Raw genomic sequence first — 12664 nt, forward strand, 5'->3', positions numbered from 1 at the left:
AAGCTAAGCAGGTCGCATAATTTTTTAAAAAAGAGCCCATGGATTTGGGATCAGTCTGACTTTCAAAGAATTGAATTATGAAATTGACTTAATGTGCATTTATTTATCCATTCTTAGCTGTATCGGAGCGTTTTCCATGAAAATTGCTGTACTTTTGCAGGCTTGTTCTCACTATAGCCATTCCGGTAAGAAAATAACTGCGTTTTTGCAGGATTTTGTTTGTGAGGACTAGTGGGCGGATGAGGGTCAAATACTGATTTTAAGGGTGAGCCCATTTATATAGAAGAAAGGGAGAGTGAAAATATGATTATTAGAGTAGCCAATGAATTAGACTACCCTGAATTAAGACTTATATATCTAGAATCTCGCCGTAAAAGTTTTCATTGGGCAGATACCAACGAAATGACTTTAGAAGACTTTGATAAGCATACTGCAGGAGAGCATATTATTTTAGCAGAGGAAGATACTCGTATCCTTGGATTTGCTTCTTTGTACTTGCCAGATGATTTTATACATAATTTATTTGTTCACCCTGATTTCTCAGGTAAGGGTGTTGGTGGGCAATTGGTTAAAACCTCGATAGAAAAAATGAATAAACCAGTAAAATTGAAATGTGTATCCGAAAATCAAAAAGCGATGAAGTTTTATGAGAATAATGGTTGGAAGAAAGTGGTTGAGGAAGGTAAACCAGAAGAAAGATATTGGGTTATGGTATATGAATAATTGGGGTAGATTGCCACGGCAGCTGCCCTCGTGGTTAAAATGGATATAACCTTCCCTCGAAACGCACCCCCACACGATAAAATAATAGATTTTTATTATAATATCAGCCTTTATAAGTTTTCAGCGGAGTTGAAGAAGTCTGATATTACAAGAAAAGCTACAACTTAGACACGAATGTTTCTTCCTCGAAAGGGCTTCGATCAGAAGTTTTTCTTACCAATTTCCGCCTTCCCAATTGATCAATAGCAATGTATTGCTTTTCGTTTCTACATCTTGTATAATAAAAAACGAGTTGTAGAAACGAAAAAGGAGAGATGTTGTTGCTATGCAAATTACCAAGGCAGAAATGGAGATTATGCAAGTCGTATGGGAGTGCGGAGAAAGGATGACAACCAAGGAGATAGCCGAAAAATTGCCCGACAAAAAAATTACGACGCTACTCACTCTAGCCGGCAGACTGATTGACAAAGGCGCTCTGCATTCCATCAAGCTCGGGCGCTCCCACGCTTATGAATATTGGGCGGCTATAAGCGAAAAGGAATATCAAAAAATGCAGACGCAGAGCTTCGTACGCGCCATTCATAACGGCTCTGCCAAAAGCCTGATCAGTGCTTTATTCAAGGATGAGAATCTCACCAAAAAGGATATCGACGAACTCCGTGAATTTATTAACAGAGAGGCCGATTCTCATGATTAAATGGCTGCTTATGACTTCCCTCGCTGGCAGTATCGCAAGTCTGTGTCTCATTCTTTTTAAAATGAAGCTTGCTGCAAAATGCGGTGGCCGTTGGTATTATTACGTCTGCTTGTCGGCTTTGTTACTGTTTTTAGTGCCGCTCAATATCAAAGTGCCTGCCGTTTTTCCTCAGTTCCTGATTCCAGACACAAGTACTGCTTCATTTACCGGAAATACGCCCACGGCCACAGAGACAAAAGCCTTGGAACCACTTATACCCTTTAGCGAAGGGATCCCGTCCGATACTACTAATAATTCTCCTGTTCTATCCACGGAAGCATGGATCCTTGGGATCTGGGTCAGCGGTTTTGTCATCATGCTGTGCCTCTACTTCTTGAATTACTTTCGATTCAAGCGCAAGGCGCTTCGAGGTGTCAGGATCGACAAAGTGGGAAACCTTAATGTGCTAGTCAGTCCAAACGTGTATTCGCCTATGTTAATCGGTTTCGTTAATCCTCAAATTGTATTCCCCAATACAAACATGAGTACGGAAGATTACCAGCTAGCGTTAAATCATGAATTGATTCATTATAAGCAAAAAGACGCTTGGCTTAAACTTTTTGCAGTGATTGTGAACTGCCTGCACTGGTTTAATCCGGTTTCTTATCTGGCTCTGGCCAATATAACCGAAGCATGCGAATACTCTGTGGATGAAGCTCTATCCAAAACGATGAAGCCCATGGACAAGAAGCGCTATAGCGAAATGATTTTGCATTTTGCTTCTCAAGCGTCTCCTGCATTAAATAGTGGCCTGGCACAGCCTAAAAAGCAGCTATACAGAAGATTTAAGCTGATTATGAACCGGAGTAAAGGAAGAGGTCAGGCATTCTTTGGGGTCGTATTCGCCGTCATGATCGCGGCTGTTTCCCTTTTCTCATCATCTGTGGTGTTTGCGAAAACGTCCCAACCGATTACGGAGTATAGCGGAGGAATTAAGACCTATTACAATATAAACGATACGTTAGAAGGAAATGTACAATCCACGCTGGGAAAATCCAAAATGCGCGTTTTTGCAACAAATCTGTATATCGATGAAAATGGGTTGAAACTCGATTCCTTCAACCGCACAGAGCCTTACTATAAGGTGGGCATTCTATGGAAAGACAAAGACGACTCCACCGTTGCCGACATGATCAAAAAAATTTTTTCCGTACAGGATCGAACCGTAACTGTCGCTTTTGCGGACAAGGCAGCAGCCTATAAAGAGGATAACGTCATTAAAAAAATGATTACGAATCAAATTGCTTTTGAATTGAAGTATTCTAACAAGAAATATCAATATGATCATACCGCGTTTATCGATCAGGTTCTCCAGCGCGGAGTGTATGTGATTTATGAAATCTTGGCTCCTAAAGAATTTACATTTGAACTATCCAAAACGAATAACGACGATATTACTGGGTACAAGCAGCTAACAGCCTATGACAACAAAGCTAAAATAACAGATATTTTCAATAGTAGCTTGAAGCTGCCTAGAACGATAAGTGACGAAAGTGCCGATGGTACTCAGGGTGCTCAGCTCGGAAAATCCTTTGTCATGAAAAGCGGAGAAACCTTAGCCATCGATGTCAAAGAAACGACGGACATTTCGCCATCTATTAGCTTGGCTGTCATTGATGAGGCAACAGGTACAGCGGTGTACTGGAATCCTGCAGTTCGAAGTGGTATTCGATCTATCTTTATACCCGGGGATAGTAACGTTAACCGCACATTCAAGATTGTGGCAAGCGGAGAAGAGGAAGATAAGGTAAAAGTAGAAATTTTCACTTATAAAAGCGGCGAAGAAGAAACTAAATGGCCACAATGGATTCCCGATAGAAAACCCCAATTAGAATTATTAAAAGGGTCCTCTTAAATCGTCAAATAGGCTGTTTCAGAAGTCATTGCTCATGACTAACAGGATGCAAACTCACAATACAATATAAGGGAAACTGGAGCTGATTGAATTGTTCAAATCTAAATGGAAGTACAGTACACTCGGGCTGCTATGTGCACTAGCGATTGGAAATACGGCGAATGCCGAAAGGGAATTCTTTTGGTCCGATGCAGTACCTCTACAATCATGTTACCAAAACAGGGATGGAATCCCTCAGAAAATGGGTATCGAAACAAATGGCAAGAGGATAGAAGTGGAACTGCCTTCGTGTGAGGAAGTAAAGAAGAATCAAGTTATGGTCCTTGTGAACGGGAGATATCTGCATCTCATAGACAGTGGAGCAGTGCCATTTATCGAGAACGGACGAACCATGGTTCCATTGCGAGCCATTGCGGACGGATTCGGGTTTGAAGTGAGTTGGGAACAAAGCCAAGAGAAGATTACGTTGACCAAGGACGGTAAGAGTTTCATCATGCATATCGGAAAATCCGACATATTAGTTGACGGTGAAAAGGTGCAATTGGAGGAAGTGGTACCCATGATTAAAAACAATGTGACATTTTTACCTGTGAGACAGCTTGCGGAAATACTGGGTATTCAAGTTAAGTGGGACGGAAATACAAGGACCGCAACGTTTAAATGAGGATCTATTTGGGGTATGATTAGATAAAATGGAAAGAAACGCAAGTGAAGCAGCTTAGTGATATTGGTTTCAACAAGTCAAATTCATTTTGGAGGGATGGACATGAACCCAAACAACGCAACAAACAAAATCGCAACGCAAGTAGGTGACCGCGAGATTGTGATCACCCGCATATTGGATGCTCCACGTGATCTTGTGTTTGATGCTTGGACGAAAGAGGAGCACTTGTCGAAGTGGTGGGGACCTCTGGGTTTTACGACTACATTTCAGCAGTTTTATATGCAACCGGGCGGTACATGGGAGTTTATCATGCACAGTCCTGATGGGGTTGATTATCCCAACACCAACATCTTTGTCGAGGTCGTTAAACCCGAGCGAATCGTCATCAAACACGCCGTATTTCCCCATTTTCTGGCGACAGCAATCTTTGAGGATCTGGAAGGTAAGACCAAACTCACTTATAGCACAGTTTTTGAAGAAAATGCCGCTGTATTCGATAAGGTGAAAACTTACGCCGTCCCAGGTGCCGAACAAACCATGGATCGTCTTGAGGAGCATCTGGCAAGTATGTTTTGACAATGAAAGGTACCACTCAAATCCATGGCGGAAGAAGCTTCATATCTGCAATAATGTACTATAGAGCATTTATTTTAGGGTGTAGTATTTGAGAATAACTTGAAAGGAGTTTTCTCATGGATACTACATCATTTTTAGTTTACTGTATGATTGCTACTTTTACCCCAGGACCTACTAACATCGTCATATTATCCACCGTGCATAATTCTGGGACCAAAAAGGCAATGAAATTTACCTATGGATCAACTACAGGTTTTGGTTTATTACTTGCTGTTTCTGCTATATTGAATACGATGCTCATACCGATAATACCGAAACTATTAATTATAATGCAGATAGTCGGAAGCTGTTATATGTTCTATCTCGCTTATCAAATCTACAAAATGGATACATCAAGCCCAACTGTAAACCAAACGGCTATCTTTATGTCAGGCTTTATAATGCAGTTTTTAAATCCAAAGGTTGTGCTGTTTACAATGACCGTTATCCCCACTTTTGTTATGCCCCACTATAACGCGATCTCTGCGGTGACGATAAGTATTTTATCTATAACGCTAATTGGATTTTTAGCATTTATGACGTGGGTGCTTTTCGGTTCGATCTTCAAGGAGTTTTTACAGAAGCGTAATAAGACTGTTAATGTATTAATGGCCTTATCGCTTGCTTATGTTGCAATTATGATCTGGATGTAGGTAAGCTTATTTAGAGGTGAATGGAATGAACAAATTTATTTATAAAAAATCGGCAGGTATTACTGCGTTGTCAGCAAGTATGACTGATTTTACATATAAAAAGCACGCTCACCAGGAGTATGCAATAGGCGTAACATTGCGTGGGATTCAAGAGTATAATCTGGAGGGCAGTTTACAATTATCCTATCAAAATGGGATTATGCTTTTTAATCCAGAACAGGCACATGACGGTATGGCCCATGATAAGACTGGCCTTGATTATGTCATGCTTTATATTAAACCAGAATTGCTTTTAGAGGTTATTGAGAAAAAGGATATCGTACGTTTTTCAACTCCAATTGTGTATGATCATAGACTTGAACAACGAATACTAAGTCTTTCTCATGCAATATTAAGCGAAAAAAATGAAGTTTTGTGCAGTGAATTGCTCTTATCGCTCACGGATAACTTAATTCAAACCAATCTTTCAATAGACGACAAGAAAGATAACGCTCTAATTAGAAAAGCGAAGGATATGCTTCATGCCAACTTAGAACATGTACTTAAGCTTGAGGAGATATGTAAAGAGCTTCATTTATCGAAATTTCAATTTATCCGATTATTCAAGGCTCATACCGGGATTTCACCCTACCAATACTTTCTTAACTGCAAGATCGAACGTGCAAAGCAGTTAATCGAAAAAAATAGAGATATTTATTCAGCAGTAGCTGAATGTGGTTTTTTTGATTTAACCCATTTAAATAAACACTTTAAAAGCGTATATGGAACAACAGCATTTGAATATTTGTCTAATATAAATTGAGGAAATCTATCTTACCTGCCTAGAGGGAGCAATAGTAGTTGAACAAAACAAGGAGCAGTTTCTGCCGTCGCAGCTGCTCCTTGTTTTATTTATCTATTGGGCAGCTCGCTAGGATCCCTCGAAACGCTCCGGTTTGCACAAAAGTATCCGGGCGAGGTAAAGGGTAAATTTACTTCATGGTCCTTGCAAGCGAAGCAATATGTGGTCAAGGATACCGAGCATTATATTCATCAATATCTCCCTGATCTCGTTTCGGATGAAATATTGGCATTAGCTAAGCGGTAGATGTGATGAAATCCCTTCCTTTTGGAAAACTTATCAAAGGAGGGATCATCGTATGAGAAAAAAATGTATTATTATTTTGTTGATCATTGCTTTACTTGCTTCATGGCAGGGTTCTTATGTTACTGCTGCAATAATAAAACCTGAAAAAGATTCTAGGGAACTGCAATTTCAAGATATGCTTTTACTGTTTTTGTTACCCTATATGAACGATAAGCTTGCAGAGGTATATTCCAAAGAATTAATAGATGCACCAGATCTTTATCCATATTTTGTAGATGTAATACATGTAGAACGAGTAAATGGTTTTAGAGGGTTTGATTTTCTGATCATGCTTGATGCAACTCCAACCGTTGGGCCACACATTCCAGTGGGAAGGGATCTCTTTACATTTGAAATATCCTCGGGTGTACAAGTGAAACTCAAAAATTATCAGCACTTAAAGGGACCCAATAAAAAGGATTTCCGCCCAATTATCTAGATTTGCTGAGGTGAAGCATTTTAAACCCAATTCAGACGGAAATCTATAGCTGAGGGGGCTTGATTCGCGGCAGTTCCTTCTTTTGTTTTATTTAATATATTCAAACAATATTTCTTTAGTATCGTTCCATAGTCGTTGCTGCATAGAAACATCTTTCCCGGGATAGATTGGATCAATTTTAGCACCAGTGCCAACATTAAAGTATCCACCTGTTACTCTATCGTATTCAGAATTAAGTGCTAATCGAACAATAATGTTTGCTCCTCTTCTCGGATCTCCGATATGAAGTAATTTCAAGATACTTCCGATTACAGTAGATATACGAAGTTCTCTTCCAAGTCCAGTATTATTAAAACCGGGATTTAGAGCATTGGCAGTGACTCCTGTTCCTGAAAATTGACGCGCCAACTCAAAAGTAAACATGATATTTAAAAGCTTGGTTTTTCCATAAATTTCAGATGAACCTCTTGCCGTGAATGAAGATGTGTCGGTCAAATCTTCTGGTATCTTTAGCTCTCCATGATTTCGGGAGGCTTCTGATGCAACATTAACAATTTTTGCGCATTCTGCTGCTAGCAAAGAATCTTTTAACAAATTAGTTAGCAACCATGGCGTTAGATAGTTTACCGCAATCATCTCAGCAAACCCCTCGGTAGTAATGCGTTGCTCGAACCCATGAAGCCCAGCATTGTGGATGATTACATCGATCTTTGAATAGTTTTCTTTTATTTCTAGCCCTATACGGCGTACATCCTTCATTAGTGACAGATCTCCAAAATAAAAATCAACCTCCGTTTCTGGTGAAGCTTTTTTAATTAGTTTTTCAGTTGCTTCAGCCCGTTTTTTGCTACGAGCAGTCAGCACCAGATGTGCACCACGTTTTGCGATTTCAATTGCAGCTAGTTGACCAATTCCACTGGTTGCACCTGTGATTACGATTATTGGATACTCAGACATTTTACATCCTCCTTCTCTAAACTTGACACTATTTTATTAAGTATATATATTTGACATATGTCTAATATATATACTTGCTTGATATATGTCAAATATTTCGATAAGTTAGGATGGTGAACTATGGATATTAAAAAATCTGATATGAGGGAACAGTTGGAATTTACTCTTGGTGAACAGCTCAATGCGTTGATTAGTGAAGCACATGCACTTAATGTAAGAACTGCTGGTACATTTGATGCAACCTTGCAGCCTGCAGCCTTTTTGATTGTTCGCTGGCTCTTTTCGCACGGTTCTACAAACGCTACAACTTTAGCAGAGTCAATCGCAATGGACCGTAGCTCTATTAGTAGACTTATTGGGCAATTGAAAGGTCTGGGGTATGTAAAAAGTGAGCCCCACCCTAAAGATCGTCGAGGAGTACTGTTGTCTTTAACTGAACTTGGTCATGAAAAGACAATAAAAGCACTAAAAGAAAAAGAAGCTATTTTCTACGAACGTATTTCACGTTTAACGGATTCAGAATTGAAAACATATATTGAATTGCTAAAATCTCTAAGCTTCAGCAAAATCGAAAACACTTAAGGTAGAAGTGTTAAAAGGAGTAGGGGAGCTTAGAGAGCTTGATGTAAAGCAGTGCGAAGCTAAGGCACAGTATGTTATCACTACATCTGCACATAGGTTTTTATACAAATGTCCTGCCGGGCCTTGAGGGACGGGGAGGGGACACGATACCTAAGCGTCTTATGCGAAGGCTAAGGGAACTCCTTTAATTTCCACGCTAAATTAGGTTAGCTTCAGCTAATAATTTCTCCAGTATTTTCATTTGAAAGTTTATCCGGGTAGACATAGGCATGCTCCAGCATGTCTCTACCGTAACTGCTTTTGCTTTCAATAAGTGAAATGCGGCATGGCGTCCTGAACCCGCAGGCAAATTCCGCAAGCGCACTGTAAAATGTCTTGATTTTTGAACAATAGAGCGATTCAAATGGGCAGCAATTCGTTTTATTGCAGGTATTGCTTTACTTTTGGGATTGGCGATCAGCGTTTGCCCCAGCACTCTAGGGTTTATTTTAGATAATCCATTGGCTTCATGTAGATCAATGTACCACGATGGCCTGTATTTCTTCGCTAATCGAAATAATGCAGCTGACAGCGGGTGGCGAGCCTTATCCTTCCATTTTCGCGGAAACGTCCGGTTCAAATCCGGTATTCCCCTGATGCGGCGCTTGAAAGCTTTACGATTGACAACCGGAACAATGATCAATGTCCCGACTTCAATCCAGAGCTTGTTTTTCATAAGCATTGCTACAAGTCTTTTGGCCGAGAGAATACTGGCAACTTCTTTCCCGTGCACTCCTGCAGTTATCATAACGGTTTTTCCTTTTGAGCTTCCATTTATGACGTAATAAGGGGTTTCGAACTTGGTGGCCTCAGCCAACAGGTACTTTTTAATTTCCATGCCGCAACCACCTCCCGGATATTCTAAAGTATGATTCAACTTATAATTTGGCAACCAATATTAATCCAGTCTGGAATGTTCAATGGAATACTATTATGAAACATCTTTTGTGATACACATTAGGTAGTTATAATCCCTTTTAAGTAACGAATGTTCGGATGCTGCCAAGTGTAGTGTAAAATCTGTATTACGGTCGGGTCCAGGGTCCTGAAATAAACAGGAAAACCCAGAAATTTGTCGAATTATAATATGTATTAACAAGAATTTACATGCGAAGGAGTTTCTATGATTGTACGTACGAAGCTTCATATCCCCCATGTGCGTCGCGATTTGGTAGCTCGACCAAGGCTGATTCATAAGCTCAATGAGGGAATGAAAGTCAAGCTGACGCATGTTTCAGCGCAGGCTGGTTACGGAAAAACAACAGCGCTAAGCGAATGGGCGAAACAATGCGGTGCGCTTGTTGCTTGGCTTTCGCTGGATATACGGGATAATGATTATATTCAATTTTGGAGTGGTGTAACAGCTTCTATTCAGGAGAGAATCCCAAGCTTTGGCGCGGAAGTCAGTTCTTTTCTTGAGAAAGGGCTCTGGGTTGCTTTGGAACATGCGCTTCCTGCGCTGCTGAATGACCTGAATCGGTTAACAAGCGAGCTGGCGATCGTTCTTGATGATTATCAGTTCATCGAGCATCCTTCTATACATGATTCTTTGATCTACTTTCTTGAGCGGCTGCCTTCTCACATTCATCTATATTTGGCGAGCCGCAGCGAATTGGCTATACCTACTGCCAAACTTCTGGTAGAGGGCGAATACAATCAAATCACGATGCAGGATTTGCGCTTCCAGTTGGATGAGGGGCTTATCTTTTTTCGGGATACGACGGATTTAAGGTTAACATCAGAGCAAGTGGCAGAGCTGCACCATCAGACAGAGGGCTGGATCAGCGGGCTGGAGCTGGCAGCAATCTCTCTTAAGCACAGTGTTAATATAGCCGAGTCCATTCATCAATTTAACGGCCAACATCATCATATATCCGAGTATTTGCTTGAAGAAGTTTTTCGCCATCAATCAGAGGGTATGCGCTCATTTTTAATGGCTACGTCTATTTTAAGCCGAATGAATCAGTCCCTGTGCCAAGCCGTAACAGGTCAATCGAACAGTCAACAATATTTGGAAAGATTAGAGCAGCTAAATTTGTTTGTCATTCCTTTAGACGATCAGAGGAACTGGTATCGCTATCATCATTTGTTTTCAGAATTTTTACAGCGTATGGGGTCGAGAACACATCCAGACAAATGGGTGCAGGTACATAGGGAAGCGGCGACCTGGTTGGAAAGTCATGGGCTGGACGACGATGCGATGGAGCATTATTTAGCAGGCAAACACTATGCAGATGCCGTTCGGTTAATCGAAAAAAATCTTCATACGCTAGTGCAATCGCATAGTGTCGTATTGATGAGATGGGTATCTGCGTTACCGGAAAATTCTTTTGCCGAAAAGCCCATGGTCGAACTGTTTTATATATCGGTATTGCTCGGAGTGGAGGAGTGGGAAGCGGCATTTACAAGAATAGAACGGGCTGAAGCCCGCTTTCAAACGCTGAAAGGCAGACTGTCAGATGTAGAATGGAATAAGGTCATGGGCAATATTTATTTTTTCTGTGCGGTCTCCGCCTATCTGCAAAGAGACTTGGTAAAAACCTCTGAATACTACGAGCTGGTAGAACAATATATGCCGGAAGGCAGCTTCTTTCAAACGATGAGACGCAACCGTTATCATGGCTATGATTCGTTTTGCGATCATTTGTCTTATATCAACGATCTTCATGCGGCGGATGCTTTTTTATCCAAATGGGCTGTTGTGCTGGGGAGGAAGACAAATTATCCTTTTGCAGGCGTCCTGCTTGCTTCTTACAGCAAATTGTTGTACGAGTGGAATCGGTTGGAGGAGGCTGAGTTGTATGCCAGCCAGGCACTTGAACGAAGGGATATTAAACCCTTTGCGCGGGTTTTCATTCAAGTCGCCATTGGTGCTTCGCAGATTCAGCAAACCCTAGGAAATGCCAGCCGGGCATCAGAGCTGCTCGCAGAGTTGAAGTCGCAGATCGCCTCCCCTGATTCTCAATTATTTATGTCGAAAATCGAAGCCGAGCAAGCATGTCTTGCCTTGCGCCAAGGTGCAGTCGAAGAAGCACTTGATTGGATGCAAGGATGCGGTCTGGCGCATAAGGATGAAGTTTCACTCTTTCATGTTCTTGAGTATTTGGCTTTGGCCAGAGTACTTGTAGCAGGAGGACAATTGGAAGAAGCGCTGGACTTATTGGGCCGCCTGAATCAGCTATTGCATAAGGAAGACCGTCTTCGGGATCGAATTAAGGTACTCATTTTGCAAAGTGTAACTCTTAAGCGATTGGGTCGCACGGAGACTGCTCTCGCGCAGTTGGAGACCGCTTTGGAGTTGGCTGAGCCCGAGGGATATGTCCGAAGCTTCGTGGACGAAGGAGCGGAGATGTTCGAGCTGCTGTCAGCTTATTTGAAGACAGAGTCAAGCAATCTTCCCCCCAAGGTTTCTTTGGCCTATTTGAGGCAGCTGATTCAAGCTTTGCAGGTCACCCCGGAAGAGTCTATGCCGCTCATTGAAATACTGACCGAGCAAGAAACGAATGTTCTACATTTGATCGCGGATGGATTGTCGAACAAAGATATCGCCCATCGCCTGATTATCGCGGGTGAAACCGTAAAGTCTCATATTAAAAACATTTACAAAAAGCTAAATGTAAACAATCGCGTTCGAGTTCTGCAGCGTGCCAGAGAATTAGGGATACTGGGTTGAGACTAACTATTTTTTCACATTACCTCAAGTAACCACTCATAGGAGTGGTTTTTCTTTTTTATTTTCAAAATACTTGCAAAATGCAATTAACTATTGTATAAATAAGGTATGGGGTGAAATCACAATGGAAAATGTTCGCGAACTATTTCAAATCATGACACGCCGTTTTGGTTTTCTGAACAAAAATTGTTGTTCTGCTGGAGGCTTCGATATTTCTTTAGTTCAAAGCCATATTCTATATGAGATAGAGCATCAACATAAACCTTCTATCCAACAGGTAGCGGACGCACTAGGTACAGATATTACGACCTTTAGTCGGCAAGTACAATCGTTAATCAAAATGAATTTAGTGAAAAAAGTTCCTGATCCTGACGATCGTAGGGTGTATATTCTTTCATTGACGACAGAAGGTAACTATGTGGCCGCAACGATTGACCAGCAAATGAATGTTTATTTAAATGAAGTCTTTTCTCACATGAACGACTTCGAGAAAGAAACAGTTATTCGCTCTATTAAACTTCTGAATGAGGCTATGGCAAAATCCAGCCAATGTTGCACGACCCCTCCGGGGTAATTTCTTTTCTTTTAATACTTGCAAAATG

Annotated in this window: 13 protein-coding genes; 11 read left to right on the plus strand and 2 right to left on the minus strand. The window is 41.1% G+C overall.

What is annotated here, in order from left to right:
• Positions 1 to 303 precede the first annotated feature (303 nt).
• The 8 genes from ACFQ0C_RS15725 (at position 304) to ACFQ0C_RS15760 (ending at position 6811) form a co-directional block, all read left to right on the plus strand.
• The gene (locus ACFQ0C_RS15725) at positions 304 to 723 is read left to right on the plus strand and encodes a GNAT family N-acetyltransferase (protein ID WP_379368023.1); all 420 of its coding nucleotides are present in this window, start codon (positions 304 to 306) and stop codon (positions 721 to 723) included.
• A gap of 325 nt (positions 724 to 1048) precedes the next feature.
• Positions 1049 to 1420 (plus strand): BlaI/MecI/CopY family transcriptional regulator, encoded by a 372-nt coding sequence (locus ACFQ0C_RS15730; protein ID WP_258211781.1) that lies wholly within the window; start codon positions 1049 to 1051, stop codon positions 1418 to 1420.
• Positions 1413 to 3314 carry a M56 family metallopeptidase gene (locus ACFQ0C_RS15735; protein ID WP_379368024.1) on the plus strand — a complete coding sequence of 634 codons (1902 nt, stop codon included), beginning with the start codon at positions 1413 to 1415 and terminating at the stop codon, positions 3312 to 3314. The genes ACFQ0C_RS15730 and ACFQ0C_RS15735 overlap by 8 nt, the downstream gene beginning before the upstream one ends.
• A gap of 91 nt (positions 3315 to 3405) precedes the next feature.
• Complete coding sequence (locus ACFQ0C_RS15740; protein WP_379368025.1) at positions 3406 to 3978, plus strand: stalk domain-containing protein; 573 nt, start codon at positions 3406 to 3408, stop codon at positions 3976 to 3978.
• 102 nt (positions 3979 to 4080) lie between these two features.
• Entirely contained in the window at positions 4081 to 4554 is a 474-nt protein-coding gene (locus ACFQ0C_RS15745; protein WP_379368026.1) for an SRPBCC family protein, read from the plus strand.
• Between the two features lie 116 nt (positions 4555 to 4670).
• On the plus strand, positions 4671 to 5246 hold the full coding sequence (locus ACFQ0C_RS15750) for a LysE family translocator (protein WP_379368027.1): 576 nt from the start codon (positions 4671 to 4673) through the stop codon (positions 5244 to 5246).
• A gap of 25 nt (positions 5247 to 5271) precedes the next feature.
• Positions 5272 to 6048 (plus strand): AraC family transcriptional regulator, encoded by a 777-nt coding sequence (locus ACFQ0C_RS15755; RefSeq protein WP_379368028.1) that lies wholly within the window; start codon positions 5272 to 5274, stop codon positions 6046 to 6048.
• 337 nt (positions 6049 to 6385) lie between these two features.
• A complete protein-coding gene (locus tag ACFQ0C_RS15760) occupies positions 6386 to 6811 on the plus strand; it encodes a DUF3888 domain-containing protein (protein ID WP_379368029.1) in 426 nt (141 codons plus the stop codon).
• 87 nt (positions 6812 to 6898) lie between these two features.
• On the opposite strand, the gene ACFQ0C_RS15765 is transcribed toward ACFQ0C_RS15760, so the two are convergent.
• Positions 6899 to 7768, minus strand: a complete 870-nt coding sequence (locus ACFQ0C_RS15765; protein ID WP_379368030.1) for an SDR family NAD(P)-dependent oxidoreductase — start codon at positions 7766 to 7768, stop codon at positions 6899 to 6901.
• A gap of 120 nt (positions 7769 to 7888) precedes the next feature.
• Between ACFQ0C_RS15765 and ACFQ0C_RS15770 the strand changes: the two genes are divergently transcribed.
• Entirely contained in the window at positions 7889 to 8350 is a 462-nt protein-coding gene (locus ACFQ0C_RS15770) for a MarR family winged helix-turn-helix transcriptional regulator (protein WP_379368031.1), read from the plus strand.
• A gap of 196 nt (positions 8351 to 8546) precedes the next feature.
• Here the strand turns inward: ACFQ0C_RS15770 and ACFQ0C_RS15775 are convergent, their stop codons facing one another.
• Entirely contained in the window at positions 8547 to 9227 is a 681-nt protein-coding gene (locus tag ACFQ0C_RS15775) for a succinylglutamate desuccinylase/aspartoacylase family protein (protein WP_379368032.1), read from the minus strand.
• 285 nt (positions 9228 to 9512) lie between these two features.
• On the opposite strand from ACFQ0C_RS15775, the gene ACFQ0C_RS15780 reads away from it, so the two are divergent.
• Positions 9513 to 12062, plus strand: a complete 2550-nt coding sequence (locus ACFQ0C_RS15780) for a winged helix-turn-helix domain-containing protein (RefSeq protein ID WP_379368033.1) — start codon at positions 9513 to 9515, stop codon at positions 12060 to 12062.
• A gap of 124 nt (positions 12063 to 12186) precedes the next feature.
• Positions 12187 to 12636, plus strand: a complete 450-nt coding sequence (locus ACFQ0C_RS15785) for a MarR family winged helix-turn-helix transcriptional regulator (protein WP_379368034.1) — start codon at positions 12187 to 12189, stop codon at positions 12634 to 12636.
• The last annotated feature ends 28 nt before the right edge of the window (positions 12637 to 12664 follow it).

Origin of the sequence: Paenibacillus sp. GCM10027630 (assembly GCF_042676305.1) — a bacterium.
In the GTDB taxonomy this organism is placed as follows: Bacteria; Bacillota; Bacilli; order Paenibacillales; family NBRC-103111; genus Paenibacillus_S.

What these genes read in the sequence shown, in the direction of transcription:
- ACFQ0C_RS15725 (WP_379368023.1), top strand. Translation starts at nt 304, where the DNA reads ATGATTATTAGAGTAGCCAATGAATTAGACTACCCTGAATTAAGACTT.
- ACFQ0C_RS15730 (WP_258211781.1), top strand. Translation starts at nt 1,049, where the DNA reads ATGCAAATTACCAAGGCAGAAATGGAGATTATGCAAGTCGTATGGGAG.
- ACFQ0C_RS15735 (WP_379368024.1), top strand. Translation starts at nt 1,413, where the DNA reads ATGATTAAATGGCTGCTTATGACTTCCCTCGCTGGCAGTATCGCAAGT.
- ACFQ0C_RS15745 (WP_379368026.1), top strand. Translation starts at nt 4,081, where the DNA reads ATGAACCCAAACAACGCAACAAACAAAATCGCAACGCAAGTAGGTGAC.
- ACFQ0C_RS15750 (WP_379368027.1), top strand. Translation starts at nt 4,671, where the DNA reads ATGGATACTACATCATTTTTAGTTTACTGTATGATTGCTACTTTTACC.
- ACFQ0C_RS15755 (WP_379368028.1), top strand. Translation starts at nt 5,272, where the DNA reads ATGAACAAATTTATTTATAAAAAATCGGCAGGTATTACTGCGTTGTCA.
- ACFQ0C_RS15760 (WP_379368029.1), top strand. Translation starts at nt 6,386, where the DNA reads ATGAGAAAAAAATGTATTATTATTTTGTTGATCATTGCTTTACTTGCT.
- ACFQ0C_RS15765 (WP_379368030.1), bottom strand. Translation starts at nt 7,768, where the DNA reads ATGTCTGAGTATCCAATAATCGTAATCACAGGTGCAACCAGTGGAATT.
- ACFQ0C_RS15770 (WP_379368031.1), top strand. Translation starts at nt 7,889, where the DNA reads ATGGATATTAAAAAATCTGATATGAGGGAACAGTTGGAATTTACTCTT.
- ACFQ0C_RS15775 (WP_379368032.1), bottom strand. Translation starts at nt 9,227, where the DNA reads ATGGAAATTAAAAAGTACCTGTTGGCTGAGGCCACCAAGTTCGAAACC.
- ACFQ0C_RS15780 (WP_379368033.1), top strand. Translation starts at nt 9,513, where the DNA reads ATGATTGTACGTACGAAGCTTCATATCCCCCATGTGCGTCGCGATTTG.
- ACFQ0C_RS15785 (WP_379368034.1), top strand. Translation starts at nt 12,187, where the DNA reads ATGGAAAATGTTCGCGAACTATTTCAAATCATGACACGCCGTTTTGGT.